Source organism: Flavobacterium notoginsengisoli (genome assembly GCF_042686225.1).
GTDB classification, from domain to species: Bacteria; Bacteroidota; Bacteroidia; order Flavobacteriales; family Flavobacteriaceae; genus Flavobacterium; species Flavobacterium notoginsengisoli.
On record NZ_JBHUOT010000001.1, the window covers coordinates 714,772 to 740,688 of the forward strand.

25 protein-coding genes are annotated in these 25,917 nt (G+C 32.8%); 16 read left to right on the forward strand and 9 right to left on the reverse strand.

The window, feature by feature from the left end; translation table 11 throughout:
- Positions 1–121: 121 nt before the first annotated feature.
- The gene (locus ACFS3A_RS02990; RefSeq protein WP_379823847.1) at positions 122–691 is read right to left on the reverse strand and encodes an L-threonylcarbamoyladenylate synthase; all 570 of its coding nucleotides are present in this window, start codon (positions 689–691) and stop codon (positions 122–124) included.
- Positions 692–932: 241 nt separating this feature from the next.
- Here ACFS3A_RS02990 and ACFS3A_RS02995 point away from each other — a divergent pair, with 241 nt between their 5' ends.
- Positions 933–1,718 carry a DUF5672 family protein gene (locus ACFS3A_RS02995; protein ID WP_379823849.1) on the forward strand — a complete coding sequence of 262 codons (786 nt, stop codon included), beginning with the start codon at positions 933–935 and terminating at the stop codon, positions 1,716–1,718.
- On the opposite strand, the gene ACFS3A_RS03000 is transcribed toward ACFS3A_RS02995, so the two are convergent.
- A complete protein-coding gene (locus ACFS3A_RS03000; RefSeq protein WP_379823850.1) occupies positions 1,715–2,824 on the reverse strand; it encodes a glycosyltransferase family 4 protein in 1,110 nt (369 codons plus the stop codon). The two genes, ACFS3A_RS02995 and ACFS3A_RS03000, sit on opposite strands and share 4 nt — an antisense overlap.
- Before the next feature lie 126 nt (positions 2,825–2,950).
- On the opposite strand from ACFS3A_RS03000, the gene ACFS3A_RS03005 reads away from it, so the two are divergent.
- Complete coding sequence (locus ACFS3A_RS03005; RefSeq protein WP_379823851.1) at positions 2,951–3,721, forward strand: Kdo domain containing protein; 771 nt, start codon at positions 2,951–2,953, stop codon at positions 3,719–3,721.
- A 22-nt stretch (positions 3,722–3,743) separates the two neighbouring features.
- On the opposite strand, the gene ACFS3A_RS03010 is transcribed toward ACFS3A_RS03005, so the two are convergent.
- From ACFS3A_RS03010 to ACFS3A_RS03020, 3 genes are all read right to left on the reverse strand, one after another.
- A complete protein-coding gene (locus tag ACFS3A_RS03010) occupies positions 3,744–4,514 on the reverse strand; it encodes a glycosyltransferase family 2 protein (protein ID WP_379823852.1) in 771 nt (256 codons plus the stop codon).
- Between the two features lie 5 nt (positions 4,515–4,519).
- On the reverse strand, positions 4,520–5,587 hold the full coding sequence (locus tag ACFS3A_RS03015; protein ID WP_379823853.1) for a glycosyltransferase family 9 protein: 1,068 nt from the start codon (positions 5,585–5,587) through the stop codon (positions 4,520–4,522).
- 115 nt (positions 5,588–5,702) lie between these two features.
- Complete coding sequence (locus tag ACFS3A_RS03020) at positions 5,703–6,518, reverse strand: 2,3,4,5-tetrahydropyridine-2,6-dicarboxylate N-succinyltransferase (protein WP_057118644.1); 816 nt, start codon at positions 6,516–6,518, stop codon at positions 5,703–5,705.
- 264 nt (positions 6,519–6,782) lie between these two features.
- Here ACFS3A_RS03020 and ACFS3A_RS03025 point away from each other — a divergent pair, with 264 nt between their 5' ends.
- The gene (locus ACFS3A_RS03025) at positions 6,783–7,412 is read left to right on the forward strand and encodes a PAS domain-containing protein (RefSeq protein ID WP_379823854.1); all 630 of its coding nucleotides are present in this window, start codon (positions 6,783–6,785) and stop codon (positions 7,410–7,412) included.
- Between the two features lie 78 nt (positions 7,413–7,490).
- Here the strand turns inward: ACFS3A_RS03025 and ACFS3A_RS03030 are convergent, their stop codons facing one another.
- On the reverse strand, positions 7,491–8,258 hold the full coding sequence (locus tag ACFS3A_RS03030; protein ID WP_379824359.1) for an LTA synthase family protein: 768 nt from the start codon (positions 8,256–8,258) through the stop codon (positions 7,491–7,493).
- A complete protein-coding gene (locus ACFS3A_RS03035; RefSeq protein ID WP_379823855.1) occupies positions 8,255–9,310 on the reverse strand; it encodes an LTA synthase family protein in 1,056 nt (351 codons plus the stop codon). The genes ACFS3A_RS03030 and ACFS3A_RS03035 overlap by 4 nt, the downstream gene beginning before the upstream one ends.
- Before the next feature lie 298 nt (positions 9,311–9,608).
- On the opposite strand from ACFS3A_RS03035, the gene ruvX reads away from it, so the two are divergent.
- A complete protein-coding gene (gene ruvX / locus ACFS3A_RS03040; protein WP_379823856.1) occupies positions 9,609–10,022 on the forward strand; it encodes a Holliday junction resolvase RuvX in 414 nt (137 codons plus the stop codon).
- 126 nt (positions 10,023–10,148) lie between these two features.
- On the forward strand, positions 10,149–11,642 hold the full coding sequence (locus tag ACFS3A_RS03045; protein WP_379823857.1) for a malate:quinone oxidoreductase: 1,494 nt from the start codon (positions 10,149–10,151) through the stop codon (positions 11,640–11,642).
- A gap of 42 nt (positions 11,643–11,684) precedes the next feature.
- Here the strand turns inward: ACFS3A_RS03045 and ACFS3A_RS03050 are convergent, their stop codons facing one another.
- On the reverse strand, positions 11,685–13,907 hold the full coding sequence (locus ACFS3A_RS03050) for an FUSC family protein (RefSeq protein ID WP_379823858.1): 2,223 nt from the start codon (positions 13,905–13,907) through the stop codon (positions 11,685–11,687).
- 201 nt (positions 13,908–14,108) lie between these two features.
- Here ACFS3A_RS03050 and def point away from each other — a divergent pair, with 201 nt between their 5' ends.
- From def to mazG, 3 genes are all read left to right on the forward strand, one after another.
- Positions 14,109–14,699, forward strand: coding sequence for a peptide deformylase (gene def, locus ACFS3A_RS03055; RefSeq protein ID WP_109192716.1), 591 nt, complete (start codon positions 14,109–14,111; stop codon positions 14,697–14,699).
- A 59-nt stretch (positions 14,700–14,758) separates the two neighbouring features.
- Positions 14,759–15,244 (forward strand): DUF5606 family protein, encoded by a 486-nt coding sequence (locus ACFS3A_RS03060; protein ID WP_289658061.1) that lies wholly within the window; start codon positions 14,759–14,761, stop codon positions 15,242–15,244.
- Positions 15,245–15,341: 97 nt separating this feature from the next.
- On the forward strand, positions 15,342–16,112 hold the full coding sequence (mazG, locus tag ACFS3A_RS03065; protein ID WP_379823859.1) for a nucleoside triphosphate pyrophosphohydrolase: 771 nt from the start codon (positions 15,342–15,344) through the stop codon (positions 16,110–16,112).
- On the opposite strand, the gene ACFS3A_RS03070 is transcribed toward mazG, so the two are convergent.
- Positions 16,109–16,792, reverse strand: a complete 684-nt coding sequence (locus tag ACFS3A_RS03070; protein WP_379823860.1) for a Crp/Fnr family transcriptional regulator — start codon at positions 16,790–16,792, stop codon at positions 16,109–16,111. The genes mazG and ACFS3A_RS03070 overlap by 4 nt on opposite strands.
- 203 nt (positions 16,793–16,995) lie before the next feature.
- Between ACFS3A_RS03070 and ACFS3A_RS03075 the strand changes: the two genes are divergently transcribed.
- From ACFS3A_RS03075 to ACFS3A_RS03110, 8 genes are all read left to right on the forward strand, one after another.
- Positions 16,996–19,383, forward strand: coding sequence for a heavy metal translocating P-type ATPase (locus ACFS3A_RS03075; protein WP_379823861.1), 2,388 nt, complete (start codon positions 16,996–16,998; stop codon positions 19,381–19,383).
- Between the two features lie 114 nt (positions 19,384–19,497).
- A complete protein-coding gene (gene ccoS, locus ACFS3A_RS03080) occupies positions 19,498–19,689 on the forward strand; it encodes a cbb3-type cytochrome oxidase assembly protein CcoS (protein ID WP_091491194.1) in 192 nt (63 codons plus the stop codon).
- Between the two features lie 2 nt (positions 19,690–19,691).
- Positions 19,692–21,875 carry a cytochrome-c oxidase, cbb3-type subunit I gene (gene ccoN, locus ACFS3A_RS03085; RefSeq protein WP_379823862.1) on the forward strand — a complete coding sequence of 728 codons (2,184 nt, stop codon included), beginning with the start codon at positions 19,692–19,694 and terminating at the stop codon, positions 21,873–21,875.
- A 7-nt stretch (positions 21,876–21,882) separates the two neighbouring features.
- Entirely contained in the window at positions 21,883–22,077 is a 195-nt protein-coding gene (locus tag ACFS3A_RS03090; RefSeq protein WP_091491191.1) for a CcoQ/FixQ family Cbb3-type cytochrome c oxidase assembly chaperone, read from the forward strand.
- Positions 22,078–22,079: 2 nt separating this feature from the next.
- Positions 22,080–23,021 (forward strand): cbb3-type cytochrome c oxidase N-terminal domain-containing protein, encoded by a 942-nt coding sequence (locus ACFS3A_RS03095; protein WP_379823863.1) that lies wholly within the window; start codon positions 22,080–22,082, stop codon positions 23,019–23,021.
- Between the two features lie 16 nt (positions 23,022–23,037).
- A complete protein-coding gene (ccoG, locus tag ACFS3A_RS03100; RefSeq protein WP_379823864.1) occupies positions 23,038–24,456 on the forward strand; it encodes a cytochrome c oxidase accessory protein CcoG in 1,419 nt (472 codons plus the stop codon).
- Positions 24,457–24,469: 13 nt separating this feature from the next.
- Positions 24,470–24,919: a FixH family protein gene (locus ACFS3A_RS03105; protein WP_379823865.1), complete on the forward strand. Its 450-nt coding sequence runs from the start codon at positions 24,470–24,472 to the stop codon at positions 24,917–24,919.
- 117 nt (positions 24,920–25,036) lie between these two features.
- The gene (locus ACFS3A_RS03110) at positions 25,037–25,738 is read left to right on the forward strand and encodes a sulfite exporter TauE/SafE family protein (RefSeq protein ID WP_379823866.1); all 702 of its coding nucleotides are present in this window, start codon (positions 25,037–25,039) and stop codon (positions 25,736–25,738) included.
- Positions 25,739–25,917 lie beyond the last annotated feature (179 nt).

Below are 25,917 nucleotides of genomic sequence, written 5' to 3' on the forward strand. Positions count from 1 at the left end.
TTTGATAAAGCTTTGCGAACTTTTTTAACTCTATTTAGATTTTCAATAAAAGCTTCTTTGCGTTAAAAACTATACTCAAAGTTTTTTCAAAAATCTGAAACCTGAAACCTGAAACAAAAAACTATTTACGAATCACTTTTACTTGTGAATCGTTAGTCAGTTTAATAATTGTGGAAGATTTCCCGTTTACTTTGTCCTGATTTAATTTTACTACATAATCAACTCCGTTTATAATTTCCGGACTGATATCTTTAAAACTTTGTGGTGTTGGCTGTCCTGAAATATTTGCAGAAGTAGAAACCAGTGGTTTTTTCATTCTTTCCATCAATTTGTAGCAGAAAGGTTCTTTTACCAATCGAACTCCAAGAGATTTGTCTGCTGCAATAATATTAGAAGCAACATTTCTCGCATCATCCAAAATTAAAGTTGTTGGTTTTTCAGATAAATCAATAATCTGCCAGGCTACTTCAGGAATGTTCTTAAAAACATTATACATCATTTTTTCGCCATTCATCAAAACAATCATGCTTTGAGTTTCGGCACGTTGTTTTAATTGATAGATTTTTGCAACAGCTTCGGCATTTGTTGCATCACACCCAATTCCCCAAACAGTGTCTGTTGGATAAAGAATGATACCTCCTTCTTTAATGACTTCGTACGCATTGATTACCTCCTGATTGATATTTTCCATGAAAAAAACTTTAATTTTTGGCAAAGATAACAATTCAAAATCCCAGTATTTAAAATTTTTGTTTCTAATTTGAGCTTTAAAGTATATTTTTAATAATGGGATTAAATTTAATTTGCAATAATCAGGTTTTTGTAATTTATAAGATTATTTTTGTCACTAAAGTTAAAATGTCAGAAAAAATACGCGCTGGTTTTAAAAGCAATTGTCTTTCTGAAAAAATAGATTAATCTTAAAATACCACATGAATAAAAAAATAGTGAAAGTAATCATTCCTGTTTACAAGGAATATTTTGGTGAACTTGAAGAAAAATCATTTTTACAATGCTGTAAAATATTAAAAGATTATGAAATTGTAATTGTACATCCGGAAGGTTTAAACCATTCTTATCTTTCAGATAAATATGAAAATTTGACTTTTAAAAGTTTTGCCAAACATTATTTCGCAACTATAGATGGTTATAATGAATTATTATTGTCAACTGTTTTTTATGAGAGCTTTTTAGATTCTGAGTATATTTTAATTTATCAGTTAGACGCTTTTGTTTTTAGAGATGATTTATTAAAATGGTGTCAAAAAGGATATGATTACATTGGAGCACCATGGATTGCTACTTCTACAGATTCTTTTGGAATGAATATTTTCAATAAAGTAGCAAGATTGTTTAGATCTAAAAAGAAAAATGAACGTGAACAAACTTTTTTTAAAGTGGGTAACGGAGGATTTTCATTACGTAAAATAGCCTCGCATTATAAAATTACAAAAGACCAGCAAAAATTCATTTCAGATACTTTAAAAGCTAAAGAGAAGAAGATATATGCCATAGAAGATGTTTTTTGGTCTTTGAAAGCAATTGAATTTGATTCTGATTTTAAAATTCCTGACTACAAAGAAGCAGTTTACTTTGCAATTGACAGAAAACCCAATTTGGCAATGAAGTTAACCAATAACGAACTTCCGTTTGGTTGTCATGCAATCAATAAACCGAAGGTAATCGACTTTTGGAAACCAATAATTGATCAGTATTAAGAGCATTCAAATAGGCTCTTATAGAAATTGTAATAATTTGTTCCCATAATATCAAGGTCATGATTCTCTTTGACTAATTTAAAAGAATTAGTTATTAGGGTTTCTTGTAAAGCAGGATTTTCTAAAATCTCAATTACTCTTTGAGATAAGGTTTCAGAATCTTTAAAGGAGGAAAGAAATCCTGTTTTTCCATTTGTGATAACTTCAGGAATTCCTCCTGCTTCAGTTGAAACAACGGGTATTTTAGAAGCAAAAGCTTCGTAAATAGTTAAGGGAAGTCCTTCTGTTATTGAAGTTGAAAGAAACACGTCAAATTCAGGTAATAAATCGACTGTGTTTCTAAAACCTGTAAAAAAAAGATCATTTTCTAAACCGTTTGCTATTGTATAATTGATTAAACCATTCTTTAAAGGGCCATCTCCAATTACGATAAATTTTATTGGATAAGATTTATGATTTTTAGTTTTGATTTTTTTTGCTGTATCAATAAAAGTGTAAATGTCTTTTTGATTGGTTAAACCTGCAACATTGCCAATTATTTTTGTATCATCAGAAAAACTGAATTCCTTGTGTAAAAGATTCTGACTCTTTTTTTGCGTAAATTTTTCTACATCAATTGCATCATAAATGGTTTGTAAGCGATTTTTGTCAGTTATGATGTTATCAAAAATAGATTCTACAGCTTTAGATACACAAATGATTTTTTGGATTCTGGGATGCGAATATTTGTATTTGTTTAAGAATTTATCTTTGATTTTGTTGTTCCTTTTACGGCTTAATACTAAAGAAATGGATTTATCTAAAAATGATAAAGCAATTAAGGCTGCGTTTAAAGCCGAGGAATCATGAATATGGACTATGTTTATTGATTCTTTTTTGCAAATTCTAATAATTGCACGGACTAAATTAAATAGTTTGAAGTAATTTTTTTTATAGGTAAAAAAGCGGGCGTTGTCATTTTTACAAATAGATGCCAGAATGGAGTCATCAGGACATAAAATGTATTGCTTGAGATTATCTTTATTGTCAAGAAGTTTGTAGATCATATACATTTGAGCATCACCACCTCTCAATTCGGTAATTGAGGTAACATTTAATATTTTCATTGCTAAAATTTAATTCGCTGTAAAAATATAAGAAAAATACTATATAAAGAATAAATTTTATGTTTTTATCATTGTATGAAAGCATTTAGTTATTTTTGAACTCTAAAAAAATTACAGATATCTATTATGCCATTAAAAATTAACGAAAAATTTAAGCAAGACCAGAATTATATAGGACAAATCATAAATAATTTTAATTCTTCAGGTGAACTTTTTGGAAATGGAGACCGTAATAAGATTAAATTGTTTGATTTGAATGGAAAAAAAATTAACATCAAATCATTCAAAATTCCTAATATCGTAAATAAGATTGCTTATAAATATTTTAGAAAGTCAAAAGCGAAACGTTCTTTTGAATATGCTACAATTTTATTAGAAAAAGGAATTGGAACACCTGAACCAATTGCATTTCTTGAAAACTACAATTTTATTGGATTAAGAGATAGTTATTACGTAAGTGAACACTTGGTAACTGAACTGACTTATAGGGAACTGGTTGAAATCCCGAATTATCCGGATCATGATAATATTCTAAGACAGTTTAGTCAATTTTGTTTTGAACTTCACGAAAAAGGGGTTGAATTTCTGGATCATTCGCCGGGAAATACTTTAATAAAGAAAATGACTGAAAGTAAATATGCTTTCTTTTTGGTTGATTTAAACCGAATGAATTTTCATCATGAGATGAATTTTGAGCAAAGAATGAATAATTTCAGTCGTTTGACTCCTAAAAAAGAAATGGTTGCTGTAATGAGCAATGAATATTCTAAAGTTTACAAAGAAAAAACTGAAGCCGAAATTTTTGAAAAAATGTGGCAGGCAACTGTAGATTTTCAGGAGGGTTTCGCTAAGAAAAAAAGACTTAAAAAGAAACTTAAATTCTGGAAAAAATCTTAAATATAAAAACAAGAAAGTCTTTTTAATTCTGGTTCTTGATTTTTTTGAGTTCCTGAAAACGCTCGAAAACACTTAGGGCATTTAGATAACAAATTATTACCCCTTTTTTACCATCAAGAAAACCTAATCGTATAATGTATTGATGTAAAAACTGATATGCAGGACGAATATAAAAATGAAAGAAGTTTGGATTGGTGTTTTTAGCGAGTTCTTCGTGAGCTTTTAGCTTTCCGTAAAAAATCATTTTCTGTTTATAATCGCCAAATGAGGAGTAGGAAAAGTGAACTAATTTGTTTTTTAGTTTTCCTACTTCGCCATTTATAATCAGCTTTTCATGAACTATTTTTTCATGGTTGTAAAAAGCATTTTCCTTTTTAAATAATCGTATAATTTTATCGGTTTGCCAACCACTAAAACGCAGTCTTTTATTCATAAACATAAAAGTACGGTGCATAAAGTAGGCTACAGTTTCGTTTTCCTGATTGATAACCAGTACGATTTCCTTTTTTAGTTCCGGAGTCAGTCGTTCGTCAGCATCTATAAAAAGAATCCATGAATGGGAAGCCAGACTTAATGCAAAATTTCGCTGTGAGGCAAAATTTTCAAAAGTATGCTGTATTACATGAACATTTTCGAAAGAAGATGCAATTTGAAATGTCTGGTCAGAACTAAAAGAATCTACAACAATGATTTCGTCTGCAAATGACAGATTTTCCAAAACAGTGCGAATGTTTTGTTCTTCATCATGTGTAATGATTAAGGCTGTTAAAAGTTGTTTTTCTGAAGAAATCATTGAACCTAATTAAATCCGTTTTGCCCTAAAAATGATTTGATTTTATTTTCAAAAAACTCTGGTAAAAATTTCTCATACAACTCCAACGATTTTTTTTTAAGCATTTTTTCTGTTTTGTTTTCGAACAGTGCGGGACGGTAATCTTTTAAGTGTACAGAAAGATGATGGATTCCGTCTTCAAATGTTGCCCATATTTTCTTTTCAATCCAAGGAGAAAAAATTATAAAAGAAGGTTTTTCTAATGCTTTTGCCATATTAATTGCACCACCATCATTTCCGATAATAGCGTCACATTGATTTACCAAACCAATAAACGATCTTAAGTCTCCTCCCAATAAATCAAAATAAATTTTACTTTGGGTAGAAGGTTTGCAGGTATTAAAAACGATTTTGGCTTCTTCTAATTGTTTTGGGAAATAATTAAAAAGAATATTTACATCGGCATTATCGGCAACATAATCTACTACTTTAGACATGAATTCCAAAGGATAGGTTTTGAGTTTTTCGCTTCCCAAAAGGCTAATCATAATCGTTTTTCTGTCTTTTTGTACCTGATGTTTATCAAATAAAATTAGAGCTTCCTGATTTTCTTTTTCAGAAACAAATAATTTAGGAATTGGATCGATTGCTGTTTGAAGATGCAGTGGTTCTAATAGAGAAAGCCTTCTTTCAATTGCAAGTCCTAAATTGGTTTTAGGAAAAGGTTCAAACGGAACATTATCTGTATATAAAAAGCTTCTACCCGGTTTTTTGTATGAAATTTTTCTTTTAGCATTGCTTAATAAAACCAAAATCCAACTCTCTAATTTGGAATAAGCATCAATTAACAAATCGTAGTTCTCTTTTCGAAGTTGTAAGCCTAATTTAAGAAGCTCTTTTTTACTGCTTCGATGTTTTTCTTCAAACAAAATAATGTTGTCAATACTTGTATTTCCTTCTAAAACCGGTGTTGTAGAAGCATAAACCAGATAATCGATTTGTGCTTCCGGATATGCGGTTCTAAGGTTGTTGCAAATAATGCTGCTGACTAAAACATCGCCAATCATTTTTTGCTGAATTACAAGTATTTTCATCTAAAATAGTATTGTGTTAACGGACTACAAATTGAAGCAAAAAAAATCCAAATTCCAATCATTTTACAGAAAGGAATTCGGATTTTTAAAAATTGAAAATTTCTATTACTAATAATTAAACAGCGACATCGTATTCGCGAAGTGCATTGTTTAAAGAAGTTTTTAAATCTGTAGAAGGTTTACGGGTTCCAATAATTAATGCGCAAGGAACCTGAAATTCTCCGGCAGCGAATTTTTTAGTATAGCTTCCTGGAATAACTACAGAACGAGCAGGAACGAAACCTTTCATTTCAACCGGTTCATCTCCAGTAACGTCAATAATTTTGGTAGATGCAGTTAAACATACGTTAGCACCAAGAACAGCTTCTTTTCCAACATGAACACCTTCAACAACGATACAACGAGATCCGATGAACGCACCGTCTTCAATAATTACCGGAGCAGCTTGTAATGGCTCAAGAACACCACCAATACCAACACCACCACTTAAGTGAACATTTTTACCAATTTGTGCACAGCTTCCAACAGTTGCCCAGGTATCAACCATAGTTCCTTCGTCTACATAAGCTCCAATGTTTACATAACTTGGCATTAAGATAACACCGCTTGAAATGTAAGCGCCATAACGAGCAACTGCATTTGGTACAACGCGAATTCCTTTTGCAGCATAATCTCTTTTTAGTAACATTTTATCATGATATTCGAAAATACCAGATTCCCATGTTTCCATTTTTTGAATTGGGAAATACATTACAACCGCTTTCTTAACCCATTCGTTTACCTGCCATTTGTCGCCAACTGGTTCAGCAACGCGTAGTTTTCCAGCGTCTACCAATTCGATAACTTCTCTAATGGCATCTGTAGTTGTAGTTTCTTGTAATAAAGCTCTGTTTTCCCAAGCTTGTTCAATTATAGTCTGTAAAGAATTCATACGTTTAAATTTTTGGCAAAGATAAGGTATTTGCATAAATGCAAAAAAGCAAAACCACTGTAAAATGTTACATATTTAACTTTTTGTTTCTTATTTGTAAAACTTCGAATAATTGGAAAAGCCTAGATATTTACCAAACAACCTCTATAAGTTTTTTTTATGTCAAAATATGACAAAAGTCAGATTTTCTATTTTTTCTTCTCTCTACTTTCGCATCATTGAAAAACATTCCATTCAATACATTAATCATATAAGCAGTAAAATATGAATCAAGAAAATCAACTTCAGAACAGAGTCATAATTGACAAAGAGGTAACCTGGGATAAAACGCAGGTTATTATGAGTAAAACAAATGCATTTGGTATTATTGAGTATGCCAATGAAGTATTTGTTGACGTTTGTGGTTATGAAGATTACGAATTAATGGGACAGCCGCATAATATTATACGTCATCCTGATATGCCAAAAGTCATTTTTAAAGTGCTTTGGGAAAATTTGAAACAAGGTAAAAACTTTCACGCTATCGTAAAGAATCTGGCGAAGTCTGGAAGATATTACTGGGTAATTACCGACTTTGAAATTGCCCGTGACGAAAATGACGTAATTGTAAATTATTTTGGGCGCAGACAGGCTGTGCCTCAGGAAGTAATTGCGATGCATATTGAGCCATTATATAAAAAATTATTGCAAATAGAAGCAGCAAGCGGAGTTGAATTCAGTGAAAAATACCTAATCGGGTTTTTGGAAGAAAAGAAGAGAAGTTATGTGGAGTATATTAAGGAATTGATTTACGAACACGAAAAAGCACAATCCAAGTTTGCTAATTACGTTGAGGAAGAAGATAGTGAAGAGGAAGAACACAGAGGTTTTTTTAGTAGATTATTCGGAAGGTAAATTTGAGTTATTTTTTAGGTTTGAATATTTGGATAGAGTCCGTCCTGAGTTTTTCAGGGCGGATTTTTTTGTTTTAATTTATAAAGTTAGTTGATCATTTATAACTCTGTCATTAAAAGATTGTATATAGGCTTTTATGAATTTTTCTTCTTCTTTTACTTTTAAGTAATCTTGTTTCATTAAGTTGTTTTTTAATAAAGGATCTTCTTTCCATTTGTAGAAACCAATTGTTTTCCCATTTGCAAATGCTAAGTAATAATCATCTTTTATGTAATGATAAGTTCCCTGAAGATAATATACCACAAAGTTTTCTCTGGATTTATAGCTTTTACCAAAACTGATCATTTCTGCCTTTATATTTAAATAGTCCAAAATACTTGGCATAATATCAATTTGTTGGAAATTTTTAGTATCTACTCCAACAAAATCTGAATTGGTCGGATCGAAAAAGAATATAGGAATTCTAAATTTTCCAATACTTGTTTTATCTGTTTCTCTGTCGCCTTCTGAAGATGTATGATCAGCTGAAATCACAAAAAGTGTATTAGAATACCATTTCTGTTTTTTTGCCGTTTCAAAAAACTTCATTAAAGCATAATCTGTATAAGCAATACTTTCTTGTATTCGCGTGCTTCCTTTGGGAAATTTCCCAATGTATTTTTCAGGAATTGTGTATGGATTATGGGAAGAAATAGTAAATAAGGAGCTGAAAAAAGGCTGTTTGAAAGAGGAAAGTTTGGAAGCAAAAAACTGTAAAAACTCTTCATCATAAATTCCCCATTTGCCATCAAAAGAGTCAGGACCTTCGTATTGATCTTTCCCAAAATATTGGTCGAATCCTGCTATTTTTGCATACTGATCAAAATTTTGACTTCCGTTAAAGGCGCCATGAAAAAAGAAGTAGTATAGCCTTCCTTTTTTAGGATTTTAGGAAGTCCGTTTATTTTATTTAAGGAATAAGCAGAGGATATAAAAGAATTATTCATTAAACTTGGTATGCTCGAAAGTATAGACGGAACCGCATCTATGGAGACTTTTCCGTTTGCAAATCCATTTTTGAAATAATATGATTTGGTAATGAGAGAGTCTAAAAAGGGGGTTTGTCCAAGTCCAATGTTTTCATTTCCGAAGCTTTCTAAAATTAAAATAACAACATTTTTTTTAAAGAAAGGCTGTGTTGGTTGCAAGGAAACAATAGGATTGTAGATCGTTTTTAATTCTCTGGAATTGTAATATTGAACTTGTTCAATATCATCTTTTTTTGTAATACTTTTAAAGATGGTAAACGGAGTGTTTAGAACAAGGCCTGCATTTTGTAGAGCACCGTATTTTATTCCATCAACAACTTTAATGGGCTTTTTTTGCAAACCGCCTCTCCCTAATATTAACAAAATGAATATTGTAGTCAGAAAAAAAACGTATTTTTTTAGATAATCTTGTTTTGTTATTTTTTTTGGTGATGAATTTCTGTTTAAATCCGGAATGAGTTTCCAAAATAAAATGCTGGTAAGTAAAAAAGCAATCGCGATATACCAGAATTCTTTTAAAAAAGAGGGGAGCAGACCCATAGCTTCATGTTCCATTCCTTTTGCGGTAATCATTCCAAATGTGCTTCTTCTTCCAGTAAAACGATAATAAATTATATCTATAAAATTGGTAGCAATAAATAGTAGGTTAATGCTGTAAAAAACAATTTTTAAAATACGTTGATAGTTGTTGTTGTATTTAAAATTTCCCGGGATTAAATGGGCAAATAAAAAAAGTATATTGATATAACTAACAGAAGCAAAATCGAATATAAGTCCGCCCCAAAAAGACTGAAAAGAAACAGGACCCAATAATTTATGATTTATTAAATAAAATAGAATTCGGGTGAATTGATAAATGAAAACTATCAAAAGAAATCTTTTAGAAAATAGTTCAATACTTTTTTTATAATTATTCATTTTATTCTCAAAAGATGTATTTGAAAGTTGATTAAGATTGCCGCAAAATAACTGACATTAAAATGTGTTGATATAGCTGTAAAAGACATTTTTATAATGTAATAAGACATTTTTACAGTTGTATATTGAATATGGAATAGAGCATTTTTTGAAGGGAGCAACCTCTGAAAAGGACTTTCTTTGTTAAAGGATTTGAAAATAGAAATAGCTATTGCTTTTTATTTTTGTTTAAATTTGCATAAAAAAATAAATGCCAAGAATCCTCTCCATAGATTACGGACAAAAACGCACAGGAATAGCAGTTACCGATGAAATGCAGATTATAGCATCAGGTTTGACTACGATTCCGACACATACTTTGGTTGATTTTTTAAAGAATTATTTTGCAAAAGAAAAAGTAGAAGCGGTTTTAATTGGCGAGCCAAAACAGATGAACGGACAACCATCTGAAAGTGCTTCCGTAATAAATGGATTTGCCACTCATTTTTCCAATGTTTTTCCGGAAATAAAAGTAATTCGGGTAGATGAGCGTTTTACCTCCAAAATGGCATTCCAAACCATGATTGACAGTGGCTTAAGCAAAAAACAGCGTCAGAATAAAGGTTTGATAGATGAAATTTCCGCTACAATTTTGCTTCAGGATTATCTTTCCTCAAAAAAATAACGCTCTTCGTCGTATTTTTTATTTATAATTTAATGGTTTTTAGAAAATCCTAACTTTTATCCTGTAAAAATTAGTTTTTTTTTGCAATTAAAAAAGTACCTTTGCACTTTAAATAAAAATACTGTTATGCCTGACGAAACCATACGTTCAAATAGTGATGTAGTACTCATTGGCGCTGGAATAATGAGTGCCACTCTTGGAGTAATTTTGAAAGAATTACAACCTGATATAAAAATTGAAATTTACGAAAGATTAGATGTTGCCGCAGCTGAAAGTTCAGATGCCTGGAATAATGCCGGAACAGGACACTCTGCTTTTTGTGAACTAAATTATACTCCGGAAAAGGCAGACGGCAGTATAGATCCTAAAAAAGCAATAAGTATTGCTGAATCATTTGAGATTTCTCGCCAGTTTTGGTCTTACTTAGTGCAGCAAAACAAAGTGCCTTCTCCTGATAATTTTATTAAAAGCGTTCCTCATATGAGTTTTGTGTGGGGAGATAAAAACGTTGATTATTTAAAAAAGAGATTTGAAGCTCTTCAGAGCAATCCAATCTTCGCCGACATGACTTTTAGTACCGATTTTGAGCAGCTTCAAAAATGGATGCCATTGGTAATGGAAGGGCGTACTGCTGATGAAAAATTAGCAGCTACACACATGGAAATTGGTACCGATGTGAATTTTGGTGCTTTAACCAGAAGTATGTTCAATTACCTGGGAAAATTAGACGGTGTTTCTTTGTATTTTAACCATGAAGTTAAAAAACTAAGACAACGTGAAGACAAATCCTGGAGAATAAAAATTACAGATTTGTCTACAGGACAAAAACGTAAAGCGTATACTAAATTTGTATTTATTGGTGCTGGTGGTGGTTCTTTGCCCTTATTAGAAAAAGCAAATGTACCGGAAGGAAATGGTTACGGTGGTTTTCCTGTAAGTGGACAATGGCTAAAATGTACCAATCCGGAAGTAATTGCAAAGCATCAGGCAAAAGTGTACGGAAAAGCAAGTGTTGGAGCGCCTCCAATGTCTGTTCCTCATATTGACACGCGTGTAATTGATGGCGAAAAAGCATTGCTTTTTGGTCCGTTTGCAGGATTTTCAACTCGTTTCTTGAAAAACGGTTCTTATCTGGATTTGCCAATGTCAATTAAACGTAACAATTTAATTCCGATGTTAGCTGCTGGATATCACAATATTCCATTAACTAAATATTTGATTGAGCAGGTTCGTCAGTCTCCAAAAGACAGAATGAAAGCTTTACGAGAATATTTGCCAACAGCACGTTCAAAAGACTGGAAACTGGAAAAAGCAGGACAACGTGTTCAGGTAATTAAAAAGGATGAAAAAGAAGGTGGGGTTCTAGAATTTGGTACAGAAGTTATTAATACACATGATGGAACTTTAGCTGTTTTATTAGGTGCTTCGCCAGGAGCCTCTACAGCGGTAGGAATTATGGTGGATTTGATTAGCAGATGTTTCGGTAATCAAATTAAGACACCTGAATGGGAGGCGAAATTGAAAATAATGATTCCTTCTTATGGTCAGACTTTAAATGATAAACCTGTGCTTTTAGCAGAACTCAGAAAACATACAGCAGAAGTTTTGAAGATAAAATAAACTTCTTTCTTTAATTGAATAAAAAAAACAAATCCGGCTGAATTAATCCGGATTTGTTGCTTTTAGATCAGTTGTGTTTTTTAGGATTTTCTCTGCAAGATTACTCATCCATATTAATTGTTCTATAACCATTGAAGCCTCCTGCATTTTGGCCTGGCGCGTTTCTTTATCCAGTTCATCGTCTTCTGCTAATCGCGTGAAGTTTTTTCTTTTTAATTCTTCAAATTGCAACGTCACATCTTCTTTCTCAAAAAAAGTATCCGTCAAAATAGTTTCGTTTCTTAAAACAGCAATAGAATGATCCAGATTGGCTAAAATCGTTTTAATAATATAATTGAAAGATTCTGAAGCAGATGTCGTTTGATGTGACTGAATGTATGTTGAAAGTGAAGCTAAAGCAGATAATAAAGAGTGATTTAAAACCACTAATTTATTAACCAAAGGCATTGTTTTTTGTTTCGATTTGGGCTCCTGCATCATGCGCTGAAAAGAAGTCATCAGATTCCCAATTTCCACAAATGCATTTTTTCTGGCTAATCTGTACGAAGTTGGAACTTCTCCTTTTTTATTATAAAAATCGGCAATTTCTTTCAGGTAATTTCGATTGGCCCGAATAGAATTTTCGATATGAATTGGTGTATTGATAAATTCCCAGGCCGGCCATAAAAATTGATTGGCAATAAAGGCTAAAATAGCTCCGGCAAGAGAATCCAATATTCTGTACTGAATTACTTCGTTAATGTCAGGAGTTAGAATTCCGTAAATAAAAACCACATACATTGTCACAAAAGTGGCACTGATTTTATAGTTGATTTGAGTAAACGAAATTCCTAAAAGCATACAGATTATAGAGAAAATACTAAGTGCGACATGATTTTGAATGAAAGAAACAATTCCGAAAGCCAAAACACCCCCCAAAACGGTTCCGAACATTCTATGGTAAGATCGCTCTTTTGTTAATCCATAGCCAGGGCGCATGATTACAACTATAGTTAGCAAAATCCAATAGACATTTTGAAACGGAAGAATTTGTCCAAGAAAGAAACCGATTAAAATTGTGATGGTTAATCGTATCGAATGCCTGAAAATAGAAGAAGAATAAGATAAATTCTCAATTAAAGTTCGCAGTGGATAATATTGAGGTGTTAAGAATTTTTCAAGTTCCTTGTCTTTGTCTTTTAATTTATAAGACTGCATTGCCAGTGAGAATGCACGCTGAATAATTTTGATTTTTCCAACCTGATTTTTGGCATATTTCAGCATGTTTGTTAACATTAGTACGCCTTCTGCAGCTTCTTCTTTTCCTAAAGTTTTTTCGTAGTCAAAAATGGCAAATTCCAAAGCATCCAATTCATTTTTCAAATCGTGTTTGTCAACATAAACACTGATATGACGTACGTTTTTGGAAAGTTTCTTTAAAGTAGAAGCCAGCTTGTATGCCACATTTTGATAGGTTCTTAAAACATCCGGATGTTTGGCAAATTTTACATGAAGTTTGCTATGGTCAAAAGAAGTATAAAGTGCCAATTCCTGAATTTCGACCAAAGTAATAAAAACCAAAAGCATCTTTCTGTTTTGACTAGTGATTCCGGAAGCATTCTGATTTCCAATAAGCATTTTTCTTAAATCCTCATGAATAAGATTCAATTCGACCTGAACAGCCAGTTGTTTTTCGATAATTGCTTGCCTGTTGGCTTCAGGGCTCCACAGGTCTCCTCTAAGTTTTAAATATTTAGCGGTAAGCTTTATACCCTCGGCAATTTGTAATTCAACATATTTATAAGGCTGTACCAAATGAAATACAAGCGATACTATTAAATAGAGAATTCCTCCAATAAATATGAACCCGGAATATTCAAAGGCTTCGACTCCTTCATGTAGATGTCCAAATGAAAGAGAAATAGATAATAAAGCCGAGAATGAAATTAATGTCGCACGCTGTCCATAAACTGAAATCATGGAGCAAGCAAATAGAAGAATACCTAAAAAAGGATAAAATAGTACAGGGTAAGGATAGGCTAAATTGACTAAAAGATTTACTCCAGAAACGATAAACGAAGCGGCAATTAAACCTTTTACTTTATGAATTAAGGAACTTGGGATATCACTCGGATACGTATAAAAAGCACCCAAAGCAATGGTAAAACCAATTTCAAAATGACCTAAAAAATTTAAAACCAAAACAGGAACAACAGAAGCAATAGTTACTTTAGAGGCATTGAAGAAAGAGGTGCTGTTTGTAAATTTTGAAATTTTATCAATCATAAAGACAGGTTTACTAGCAAAGGTAAGAATTGTAAGAGTGATTTTGGCACAATTATAGCTGAGTTTTTTAGCGGTTAGGAAAAAATATCACATAATATAGTAATAGAATTATTCATTGACTATTTTTTACTATTTTTGCCAGCTGAAATATCAGAACTTTAATTCTGTTTTTTCAGCACCTAAAAACAAAAATAAAAACAAATGATTTTACCAATTGTAGGATACGGTGATCCTGTTTTAAGAAAAGTAGGGCAGGACATTACGCCAGAATATCCAAACCTAAAAGAAACGATCGCAAATATGTACGAGACGATGTACAATGCGTACGGAGTTGGGCTTGCTGCGCCGCAGGTTGGACTACCGATTCGTTTGTTTGTTATTGATACAACACCTTTTAGTGATGATGAGGATTTACCTTCAGAAGAACAAAAAGATTTGAAAGGTTTTAAAAAGACTTTTATCAATGCTAAAATTGTTAAAGAAGAAGGAGAAGAGTGGGGTTTTAACGAAGGATGTTTGAGTATTCCGGATGTGCGTGAGGATGTTTACAGAAAACCAACCGTTACAATAGAATATTGTGAGGAGGATTTTGTAATGAAGACGGAAGTATTCGATGGTTTAATTGCTAGAGTTATTCAGCACGAATACGACCATATTGAAGGGATTTTATTTACAGATAAAATTTCGTCTCTTAAAAAACGCTTGATCCAAAAGAAACTGAAAAATATTACTGAAGGAAAAACGTTTCAGGAATATAGAATGAAGTTTTTTGCGGCCAAAAAAGGTAGATAAGTTTTCTAACTATTTAGAAACAAAAAATAAATCAAATTCTTAATACAAATTTTAATAAAATGAATTTAACGAAAATTTTAGCCATTTCAGGAAAACCAGGTTTATATGAATTGAAAGTTCAAACTCGTACAGGTTTTGTGGCGGAGTCATTAATTGATGGGAAGAAGATTACTGTAAATCTAAAAAGCAATGTAAGTTTATTGTCTGAAATTTCGATTTATACTTATGAAGGTGAAAAACCGTTAACTGAAGTAATGCAGCAAATTGCCGTTAAAGAGAACAAAGGTCAAGCAATTTCTCATAAAGAAGACAATGCTACTTTGGCTGCTTATTTTAAAGAAATTCTTCCAACTTATGACGAAGAAAGAGTATATCCTTCAGATATTAAAAAAGTATTAAACTGGTACAATACGCTTCAGGCAAAAGGATTAGTAACAGATTTAGCTCCTGCTGTTGAAGAAGCTAAAGAAGAAGCTCCGGTTGCTGAAGAAAAACCTAAAAAAGCTCCGGCTGCTAAAAAAGCAAAAGCTAAAAAAGAAGAATAGTAGTTTTTCTTTCGATATAAATCAATCCTGTTGAGATGTTTCTTGACAGGATTTTTTAATTTTACCAAATAGAGCTTTAAATTTAAAAGACTTCAAAATGAATAGAGAAAACCAGTTAAAGGCATTTGAAAGATTACTAAATATCATGGATGAACTTCGTGAACAATGTCCGTGGGATAAAAAGCAAACCCTTCAGACTTTAAGACATTTAACAATTGAAGAAACCTACGAGCTGGGAGATGCTATTCTGGACAATGATTTGAATGAAGTTAAAAAAGAGTTGGGTGATTTGCTTTTGCATATTGTTTTTTATGCTAAAATAGGAAGCGAAACCAACGATTTTGATATCGCTGATGTCTGCAACGAAATTTGTGAAAAATTAATTCATCGTCATCCTCATATCTATGGAGATGTGAAAGTGGAAAATGAAGAGGAAGTCAAACAAAACTGGGAAAAACTAAAACTTAAGGAAGGTAAAAAATCGGTTTTAGAAGGTGTTCCAAGAAGTCTTCCTGCTTTAGTTAAAGCAAGCAGAATTCAGGATAAGGTAAAAGGAGTTGGTTTTGATTGGGAAGAACCGCATCAGGTTTGGGATAAAGTACAGGAAGAATTACAAGAATTGCAAGACGAAGTACAAGCTGGAAACCAAGATAAAATCGAAGATGAATTTGGCGACGTTTTGTTTTCGATGATCAATTATGCGCGATTCTTAAATGTAAATCCAGAAGATGCTTTGGAAAGAACCAATAAAAAGTTTATAAAACGCTTTCAATACTTAGAAAGTAAAGCAGGCGAATTAGGAAAATCTTTATCGGATATGACGCTTAGCGAAATGGATATTTTTTGGAATGAAGCGAAAAAGCTTTAGTTTTCGGCCAGTTTTTTTAAGGCACGAACATTTTTAAGCATAATCTTTTTACCAACCAACTCAATCAATTCTGATTTATTAAAATCAGATAATAAACGAATACAGCTTTCTGTTGCAGTACCAATAATTCCCGCAAGTTCTTCTCTGGTTAGTTGAACTTTCAGGGTTTTATCTGTATCTTCTCCAAAAGCTTCGTGTAATTGAAGCAAAGTTTCTGCCAGTCTTTGTTTTACTGTTTTCTGGACTAAAGCAATTTTTTCGTTTTCAGATTCTTTTAAATCTTCGCAGACAGACTGCATCATATTTAAAGAAAACTGATTGTTGCTGTTGAAAAAATTGATGATTTCGGTTTTAGGAATAAAACAAACCTCCATATCTGCGATTGCTTTTGCCGTTAAGTTTGCCGGCTCATTGCTAATCATCGAACGCTGACCAAGAAGTTCTCCGGATTTTACCAGTTTTACGATTTGGTCTTTTCCGTTTGCGCTTAATTTTGAAAGTTTACCCACACCATCTTTTACACAAAATACCCCATTGGTAACTTCGCCTTCTTCAAAAATGGCTTCCCCTTTTTTAATTTTGTAAGTGGTTTTACTGCTGGCTAATTTTATAACTTCTTCTTTGTTAAGGGCTTTTAAAGAGCTAAGCTGACGTACAATGCATTGATCACATTTATTCATGACAATATTTGTTTGGGACAAAATTAAAAATATTTAAGAGTTTTAGCCATTATTATATCGTAAAATTATTATAAATTAGAATTACTGCTATTTTGAATGCTCGTAATGAGGTTTAATTAGAATTCAATTTAGGTATAACATGACAATTATCATCTTAATAATTGTGCTTTAATTGGAAATTTGTGGCAAATAAAAACAAGTTTATGAGGGAGCAAAGTTGTTTTCATTGTGGTTTAACTATTGAACAAAATGAAGAAATTGATTTTGATGATAAAAAGTTTTGTTGTGCCGGCTGTAAAACAGTGTATGAAATTTTCAGCAGTAACAATTTAACCTCTTATTATGATTTCGAAAAATCACCTGGTGCCACACCACAGGACATTGCAGGAAAATACGATTTTTTAGATAATGAAGCCATACTTTCAAAAGTATTGGAATTTCAAGAAGGAAACACGGCTATTGTTTCTTTAAATATTCCACACATCCACTGCAGTTCTTGCATTTGGATTCTGGAAAATTTAAACCGATTGCAGCCTGGAATTAGCATTTCTCAGGTTAATTTTCATGAAAAAAGAGTTCGAATTACTTTTAATTCAGATACTGTTTCTTTAAAAGAAATCGTATATCTGTTGAGTTCAATTGGTTACGAACCTTACATCAGTTTAGAAAATTACGAAACAGGAAAAACAAAAGTTGACAGAAGTTTAACCTATAAATTGGGTGTTGCCTTTTTCTGTTTTGGAAATATCATGTTGCTTTCGTTTCCGGAGTATTTCGAAATGAAGGAATTTTGGTTAGATAGCTACAAACCGTTTTTCAGATTATTGATATTTCTTCTAGCCTTGCCAAGTTTTTTGTATTCTGCAAGCGGATATTATGTTTCGGCGTATCACAGCATCAGAACTCGAATGCTCAATATTGATATTCCAATTGCGTTGGGAATTATCGTAATGTTTATTCGAAGTACTTATGATATGCTTATGGATCACGGGCCTGGGTTCTTCGATAGTTTAGCCAGTCTGGTGTTTTTTATGTTGCTTGGTAAAATGTTTCAGATTAAAACGTACAGTTTTTTAAGTTTCGAAAGAGATTTTAAATCCTATTTTCCAATTGCTGTAACCAAAATAAATAAAGACGCTTCAGAAGATAATGTTGCCATTTACGATGTTGTTAAAGGAGATCGTTTATTGATTCGTAATCAGGAATTGATTCCGGTTGATGGAATTTTAATCAGCGAAAGCGCCGATATTGATTATAGTTTCGTGACAGGAGAAGCCGTTCCGATTACCAAAAAATCGGGAGATAAAGTTTTTGCAGGCGGTAAGCAGATTGGAAAAGTAATCGAAATGGAAGTTTTACATTCGGTTTCTCAAAGTTATTTGACCCAACTGTGGAGTAACGAAATTTTTCAGAAAAAAGTAGATCAAAAACACAAAACCATAACAGATGCGATAAGCCGTTATTTTACCCCTATCCTAATGCTCATTGCATTTGCTGGTTTTGGTTATTGGATTTCTATAGATGCTAATATTGCCTTTAATGTTTTTACAGCTGTTTTAATTGTGGCTTGTCCTTGTGCATTGGCATTAACAGCTCCATTTACTTTTGGTAATATTTTGAGGATTTTAGGAAAGAAGAAATTCTACTTAAAAAATGCTGTTGTAATCGAACAACTGGCAAAAGTAGATACCATTGTTTTTGATAAGACGGGAACCATTACCACTAATAAAAAATCGAATATAAGCTACGAAGGAAATACAATTTCTGATTTAGATATTGTACTGATTAAGAATGTATTACGAGCTTCAAATCATCCTTTAAGCCGAATGCTTTATGATTTTCTTCCAGAAGTAAAACGAATGAATGTTTATGATTTTCAGGAAATTACAGGAAAAGGAATTTTAGCTGTGACTGAAAATAAAGAAATAAAAATTGGTTCAGGACAGTTTATCGATAGTTTAGTTTCTGATGGTTCAGAGCTTGAAAAAACAGCTTTACATATTAAAATTGATGGAACTTATTTCGGAAGATTTGTTTTCCAAAATCAATATAGGGAAGGTTTGGAAAAGCTTTTTTCAAAACTGGATAAAGATTACGAAATCAAAGTGCTATCGGGAGATAACGATGGAGAAAAGAAAAATCTAGAAGCCATTCTTCCTAAAAATACGGAATTAGTATTCAATCAAAAGCCCGATCAGAAACTTGAATTTATTAAAAACCTTCAAGAGAATGGCAGAAATGTCATGATGGTTGGAGATGGATTGAATGATGCCGGAGCATTGGCACAAAGTAATGTCGGAATTTCGATTTCTGAGAATGTGAATGTGTTTTCGCCTGCCTGCGATGCTATATTAGATGCTTCTGAATTTTCACGTTTAAATTACTTTTTAAAGCTTTCTCATAAGGCGATTTTTATCATCAAGATGAGTTTTGGTTTATCATTGCTCTACAACGTTATTGGACTGGCATTTGCGGTCACAGGAAACCTTCTTCCATTGGTTGCTGCGATCATTATGCCGTTGAGTACAATTACCATTGTCAGCTTTGTTACTTTTATGTCTAACTATTTCAGTAATAGTAATTTAGAATAGTTTTAAATAATTCAAAAGATATTTTTTTTATTTTTATTATTCTTCTCTGAGCATGATAATTATCATATTTTAAACGCCGATCACCTAGTAATTTTGTTAACATAAATTTACGGTATGAGTGTTATTTATCTTTTAATTTCAGTAAGTATTTTCGTAGCAATTTGTTTCTTCATTGCTTTCATTATTGCTGTCAAATCTGGCCAGTACGACGACGATTATACACCTTCAGTCAGAATTCTTTTTGACGATGAGACCAAAATTATTTCCCAAAATAATAATTCACCAATCGAAGAAAAACAAGTATAATTATGGAAATGGAACAGTTTTATTACGACAACAAAATTGTAAAAAAATTCATTTACGCCACAATACTCTTTGGAGTTGTGGGTATGTTAGTAGGGCTTACCCTTGCGGTAATGTACCTTTTTCCCAACATCACAGATGGGATCTCGTGGCTTAGCTACGGCCGTTTAAGACCATTACACACCAACGCTGTTATTTTTGCTTTTGTGGGTAATGCCTTCTTTGCCGGAATGTATTATTCTATGCAGAGATTATTAAAAGCCAGAATGTTTAGTGATTTTTTAAGTAATCTGCATTTCTGGGGCTGGCAGTTAATTATTGTTGCTGCGGCAATTACACTTCCCTTAGGTTATACTTCTTCTAAAGAATACGCAGAGCTGGAGTGGCCAATTGATATTGCAATCGCTTTAATTTGGGTTGTAATGGGAATCAATATGATTGGAACCATGTTACGCCGAAGAGAGCGTCACTTGTATGTAGCGATCTGGTTCTATCTGGCAACATTTGTAACGGTAGCAGTACTGCACATTTTTAACAATATCGAAATTCCGGTTTCAGCTTTAAAAAGCTATTCTGTTTATGCTGGAGTTCAGGATGCATTAGTGCAATGGTGGTATGGGCACAACGCGGTAGCATTTTTCTTGACTACTCCGTTCTTAGGATTAATGTATTATTTCGTTCCTAAAATTGCAAACAGACCTGTATATTCTTATAGATTATCAATTATCCACTTTTGGTCTTTAATCTTTATCTATATCTGGGCGGGGCCTCACCACTTATTATATTCTGCATTGCCAAACTGGGCACAGAATTTAGGAGTTGCATTCTCAGTAATGTTAATTGCACCATCTTGGGGAGGTATGATTAATGGACTTTTAACGCTAAGAGGTGCCTGGGATAAAGTTCGTGAAGAACCAGTTTTAAAATTCTTTGTTGTAGCGATTACAGGTTACGGAATGGCAACGTTTGAAGGACCGATGCTTTCTCTTAAAAATGTAAATGCTATTGCACACTATACGGACTGGATCGTTGCCCACGTACACGTTGGAGCTTTGGCTTGGAATGGTTTTATGTCGTTTGCAATTATTTATTGGTTGATTCCACGAATGACAAAAACAGATTTGTTCTCTAAAAAATTAGCAAACTTCCATTTCTGGATCGGAACTTTAGGAATTATCGTTTATACAATTCCATTGTATGTAGCAGGTTTTCAACAAGCTTCTATGTGGAAACAATTTAATCCGGACGGAACTTTAACTTATGGTAACTTCCTTGAAACAGTAACGGCTATTATGCCAATGTATTGGATGAGAGCTATTGGTGGTAGTTTGTACTTAATTGGTATGCTGACATTGGTTTACAACATCATAATGACAGTTAGACAAGGTTCTCCGGTAGAAGACGAATTAGCTCAGGCTCCTGCTTTACAAAAAATCAGCAGCGGAAGAGTAAGAGGAGAGAAATTCCACTCCTGGTTAGAAAGAAAACCAATCCAATTGACCATTTTAGCGACAATCGCCATTTTAATTGGAGGTATTATTCAGATTGTACCAACGATTATGGTAAAATCAAATATTCCGACAATTTCAAGTGTAAAACCTTATACACCGTTAGAATTAGAAGGACGTGATTTATATATCAGAGAAGGTTGTGTGGGATGTCACTCTCAATCAGTTCGTCCTTTTAGAAGTGAAGTCGAACGTTACGGAGTGCAGTCAAAAGCTGGAGAATTTGTTTATGATCATCCATTCTTATGGGGATCAAAACGTACAGGTCCAGATTTGTTAAGAGTTGGAGGTAAATATAATGACAACTGGCATTTTAACCACATGTGGAATCCGCAAAGTACATCTGCCGGATCAATTATGCCAGGATACAAATGGCTATTTGATAATAAACCAATGGATATTTCATTGACGCAAAAGAAAATGCAGGCTATGATTTCGTTAGGTGTTCCGTATTCTCCTGAAGATGTTGCTAATGCGCAGCGCACTTTAAGAGAACAGGCAGTTAAGATCGAAAAAAGCTTAGAAAGTGATCCTGACTTTGTGAAAAGTTATGAAGACAGCAAGAAAAAAGCTGTTGCTAAAGGAGAGAAATTCATTCCGATGAATGAAAGAGAAATCGTTGCTTTGATTGCTTATATTCAAAGACTTGGTACTGATATTAAAGTAAAAGAAACTAAATAACAGCATTATGTTCGAACAAATAAAACACAATATGGAAACAATATCGGGTGTAGAATTATACCCGATTATTTCCCTCTTGATTTTCTTCTTCTTTTTCGTAGGATTAGGCTTTTGGGTGTTCTCTTATAGAAAAGATAAAATTCAGGAAATGAGTAGTATTCCTTTAGATGAAGGACTTGTTGTAATTACAAAAGAGATATAAAAATGAAAAAGTTTTTCCCAGTATATGTTAGAGTACCAGTAATTTTCTTCATTGTATTTGGTTTGATGGAGTATTTTGTAGACTCAGGCGATAGAGCGGCTTTTATAAAATATCCTATGGTATCGCTCTTTTTGTTTGTCTTCTTATTTATTTTAATTGCCATCGAGATTACGCTTAGCGCTGTAAATCGTGTCATGTATCAATTAATGACACCAGAAGAAAAAGCAAAAAAAGAATATGAAGAAAGCCTTAGTTTCAAAGAGACTACCTGGTTTAAAGATCTAATGCAGAAATTAACCAAAACATCTCCAATTGAAAAAGAAGGCGAGTTGTTGATGGATCATGATTATGATGGAATTAAAGAGCTTGACAACAATTTACCGCCTTGGTGGGTGTATTTATTCTATATCTGTATCATTTTCGGAGTAATTTATGTGATTCGTTATGATGTTTTAGGAGCTGACAATCAAGAAATGGAGCTGAAAAAAGAAATGGCTCAGGCAAAAATTGATGTAGAAGAGTACATGAAAACCGCTCCGGATTTGATGGATGAAAAAACAGTTGTTTTACTTACAGATGATGCAAGTCTTGCAGCAGGAAAAGAAATCTTTACCACAAACTGTGCAGCTTGTCACAGAGCCGATGGAGGAGGGCAAATTGGACCAAATCTTACAGATGATAAATGGATTTTAGGAGGTGGAATTAAGAATTTATTTCACACCATTACAAACGGAGGACGAGATGGTAAAGGGATGATTTCCTGGAAAGGAACCTTAAAACCAAAAGAAATCCAGAAAGTTGCGAGTTACATTTTGTCTTTACAAGGCAGTAATCCAAAAGATCCGAAAGAACCGGAAGGAGAGGTTTGGGTAGATGAAAGTGCCCCAATCAATGATGCAACGGCAGTTGCTCCAAAAACAGATACCACACAAGTTAAAAAATAATTAGAATACAAATATCATGTCAAATTTACCAGACGAAGCGTTTAGAGATACCATTGGAACTATAGATGAAGGTGGTAAACGGAAATTTATTTTTCCTAAAAAGCCGTCTGGTAAATTTTATGATTACAGAAAAATTGTCAGCTACGTTTTACTGACTATTTTGTTCATAAATCCTTTTATAAAGGTAAATGGAAACCAGTTTATGATGTTCAATATTATCGAGCGTCGTTTTAATATTTTTGGATTTCCGTTCTGGCCTCAGGATTTTTACCTCTTTGTAATTTCAATGCTCATCGGCGTTGTATTTATACTCTTATTTACAGTTGTTTTTGGAAGGATTTTTTGTGGCTGGATTTGCCCGCAGACTATTTTCCTTGAATTGGTTTTCCGCCGAATAGAATATTGGATTGATGGAGACCGCGGCGCACAATCCCGTCTGGCGAGAATGGAATGGAATGCAGAGAAAATTAGAAAAAGACTTCTAAAATGGACTATTTTCTTTTTGATTTCTTTTCTCATTGCCAACGTATTCCTGGCCTATTTAGTTGGAAGCGATAAATTGTTTCTAATGATAGAAGAGGGGCCAATTGCACAAGCTAGTAATTTCATTGCGCTTCTTATTTTTACAGGTGTCTTTTACTTTGTATTTGTATGGTTTCGTGAACAGGTTTGTATTATAGCTTGTCCGTATGGAAGATTGCAAGGTGTTCTTTTGGATAATAAGTCGATTAACGTTGCCTATGATTTTGTTCGTGGAGAAAAAGAAGAAGGACGCGCCAAATTCAATAAAAAAGAAGACAGAGCTTTAACAGGAAAAGGAGATTGTATAGATTGTTTGCAATGTGTTCATGTTTGTCCAATGGGAATTGATATTCGAAACGGAACACAATTAGAATGTACCAACTGTACAGCCTGTATTGATGAATGCGATCATATTATGGAATCAGTAGGATTGCCAAAAGGTCTTATTCGTTATGCTTCTGAAGATGAAATCGCAAAAAAAGAACCTTTCAGGTTCACGGCAAGAATGAAAGGTTACACAGCAGTTCTTTTTATTTTATTAAGTGTTTTTGTTGGAATGCTGTTTTTAAGAACAGATGTTCAGGCAGTTGTTTTACGTCTTCCAGGGCAATTATTTCAGCATAACGGAGATAAAATCAGTAATGTTTACACTTATAAAATTGTAAACAAAACGATGAAAGATTACAACGATATTCATTTTGAGCTAATTGATCAAAAAGGCGAAATTAAAAATGTTGGCAAAAGGCATTTTAAAGTTGCTAAAGAAGGAATTTCTCAGGGAACATTATTTATAGAAATAAAAGAAGTTTTATTAGAAAGTGATAAAACAAAAGTAAAAATAGGAGTTTACAATGGTTCTGAACTCATAGAAACAACCACAACAAATTTCTTAGGACCACGCAGTTTTAATTAAAAATTATAGTATCATGAAAATTAATTGGGGTACCGCAATTGTCATTGCATTCGGATTGTTTATGACGTTTATTTTATATTTTGTTTTTGAAGTACAGTCAAATTCTAAATACGATAACGATTTGGTTGTCGAAGAATATTACAAACATGACACACATTTTCAGGAAGAAATGGCGAGGATTCAAAACGCTCATGATTTACAGCACAAACCATTAATCAAATATACAGATAGTGGAGTAGCTGTAACTTTTCCTGCTGGATTTGAAAGTGATAAAGTACAGGGAAATATCTTGTTGTACCGACCTTCAAATAAAAAATTCGATTTCAATACCAAAATTGCTTTAACGAACTCTTCTATACTTATTCCGCAGAAAAAACTAATAAAAGGACGCTGGGATGTGAATATGGAATGGCAGTACGAAGGAAAAAAATATTTAACTAAAGAAGTGATTTACGTCAATTAATTTAGGTTCTAAAGATTTGATCCGCTAGGATCAATTCATAGGTAGAAAAAAAATAGCCATAGATAAATTGTCCTGTAGGGACACATTCTGAGGATTTGCAATTAAAAATTAATTAATATGTTGTTTTCAGCATTCATATTAGGCCTTATAAGTAGTCTGCACTGTGTCGGCATGTGCGGGCCAATTGCCATGATGCTTCCTGTTGACAGACAGAATGAAGCAAAAAAGGTAACACAGGTTATGACCTATCATTTTGGAAGATTAACAGCTTATGCTACAATCGGATTAATTTTTGGATTATTAGGAAGAGGTTTTTTTCTTGCCGGATTACAGCAAAAAATGTCTATTATTATTGGCGTAATCATGATTATTGTGGTTTTAATTCCAGAGAAAAAATTTGCGAATTATAATTTTTCAAAACCAATTTATAAAATCATATCAAAAATTAAATCAAACCTTGGAGCTCAATTTAAAAACAAAAGTTATAAATCTCTTTTTACAATTGGTCTGCTAAATGGATTTCTGCCATGCGGAATGGTTTATGTAGCACTTTTTGGAGCAATTGCAATGCAAAGTGCAGGTTTTGGGATTCTTTATATGCTTTTATTCGGAATTGGAACTATACCTTTAATGACTATTGTAGTTTATGTGAATTCATTACTAAAATTGCCTTTCAGAAATAAAATCCAAAAGGCAATTCCATATGTAGCTGTAATTATTGGAGTTCTTTTTATTCTTAGAGGATTAGGACTTGGAATTCCTTATATCTCTCCTTCTAATATGAGCTTATTTGTGCAGCAAACTCCTAATTGCCATTAAAAATTGAATGTAATTTTTAACACATAGAGACATAGATTTCACTATCGTTAAAAAGACGTTTCACTTATTTTTAAAAATACATAGCTCTATGTGTGAGAAATATATTTCTCTTTTGGATTCTTTATCTAAACGGTAAAAACTATGTTTGTATGTGTTTACTATTCTTTGAATACAATAAT

Coding starts and splice junctions, on each gene's coding strand:
- ACFS3A_RS03110 (WP_379823866.1), top strand. CDS start 25,037: ATGTTGTTTTCAGCATTCATATTAGGCCTTATAAGTAGTCTGCACTGT.
- ACFS3A_RS03020 (WP_057118644.1), bottom strand. CDS start 6,518: ATGAATTCTTTACAGACTATAATTGAACAAGCTTGGGAAAACAGAGCT.
- ACFS3A_RS03000 (WP_379823850.1), bottom strand. CDS start 2,824: ATGAAAATATTAAATGTTACCTCAATTACCGAATTGAGAGGTGGTGAT.
- ACFS3A_RS03045 (WP_379823857.1), top strand. CDS start 10,149: ATGCCTGACGAAACCATACGTTCAAATAGTGATGTAGTACTCATTGGC.
- ACFS3A_RS03075 (WP_379823861.1), top strand. CDS start 16,996: ATGAGGGAGCAAAGTTGTTTTCATTGTGGTTTAACTATTGAACAAAAT.
- ACFS3A_RS03090 (WP_091491191.1), top strand. CDS start 21,883: ATGTTCGAACAAATAAAACACAATATGGAAACAATATCGGGTGTAGAA.
- ACFS3A_RS02995 (WP_379823849.1), top strand. CDS start 933: ATGAATAAAAAAATAGTGAAAGTAATCATTCCTGTTTACAAGGAATAT.
- ccoN (WP_379823862.1), top strand. CDS start 19,692: ATGGAAATGGAACAGTTTTATTACGACAACAAAATTGTAAAAAAATTC.
- ACFS3A_RS03005 (WP_379823851.1), top strand. CDS start 2,951: ATGCCATTAAAAATTAACGAAAAATTTAAGCAAGACCAGAATTATATA.
- ACFS3A_RS02990 (WP_379823847.1), bottom strand. CDS start 691: ATGGAAAATATCAATCAGGAGGTAATCAATGCGTACGAAGTCATTAAA.
- ACFS3A_RS03060 (WP_289658061.1), top strand. CDS start 14,759: ATGAATTTAACGAAAATTTTAGCCATTTCAGGAAAACCAGGTTTATAT.
- ACFS3A_RS03070 (WP_379823860.1), bottom strand. CDS start 16,792: ATGAATAAATGTGATCAATGCATTGTACGTCAGCTTAGCTCTTTAAAA.
- ACFS3A_RS03015 (WP_379823853.1), bottom strand. CDS start 5,587: ATGAAAATACTTGTAATTCAGCAAAAAATGATTGGCGATGTTTTAGTC.
- ccoS (WP_091491194.1), top strand. CDS start 19,498: ATGAGTGTTATTTATCTTTTAATTTCAGTAAGTATTTTCGTAGCAATT.
- def (WP_109192716.1), top strand. CDS start 14,109: ATGATTTTACCAATTGTAGGATACGGTGATCCTGTTTTAAGAAAAGTA.
- ccoG (WP_379823864.1), top strand. CDS start 23,038: ATGTCAAATTTACCAGACGAAGCGTTTAGAGATACCATTGGAACTATA.
- ACFS3A_RS03010 (WP_379823852.1), bottom strand. CDS start 4,514: ATGATTTCTTCAGAAAAACAACTTTTAACAGCCTTAATCATTACACAT.
- ACFS3A_RS03105 (WP_379823865.1), top strand. CDS start 24,470: ATGAAAATTAATTGGGGTACCGCAATTGTCATTGCATTCGGATTGTTT.
- mazG (WP_379823859.1), top strand. CDS start 15,342: ATGAATAGAGAAAACCAGTTAAAGGCATTTGAAAGATTACTAAATATC.
- ruvX (WP_379823856.1), top strand. CDS start 9,609: ATGCCAAGAATCCTCTCCATAGATTACGGACAAAAACGCACAGGAATA.
- ACFS3A_RS03025 (WP_379823854.1), top strand. CDS start 6,783: ATGAATCAAGAAAATCAACTTCAGAACAGAGTCATAATTGACAAAGAG.
- ACFS3A_RS03095 (WP_379823863.1), top strand. CDS start 22,080: ATGAAAAAGTTTTTCCCAGTATATGTTAGAGTACCAGTAATTTTCTTC.
- ACFS3A_RS03050 (WP_379823858.1), bottom strand. CDS start 13,907: ATGATTGATAAAATTTCAAAATTTACAAACAGCACCTCTTTCTTCAAT.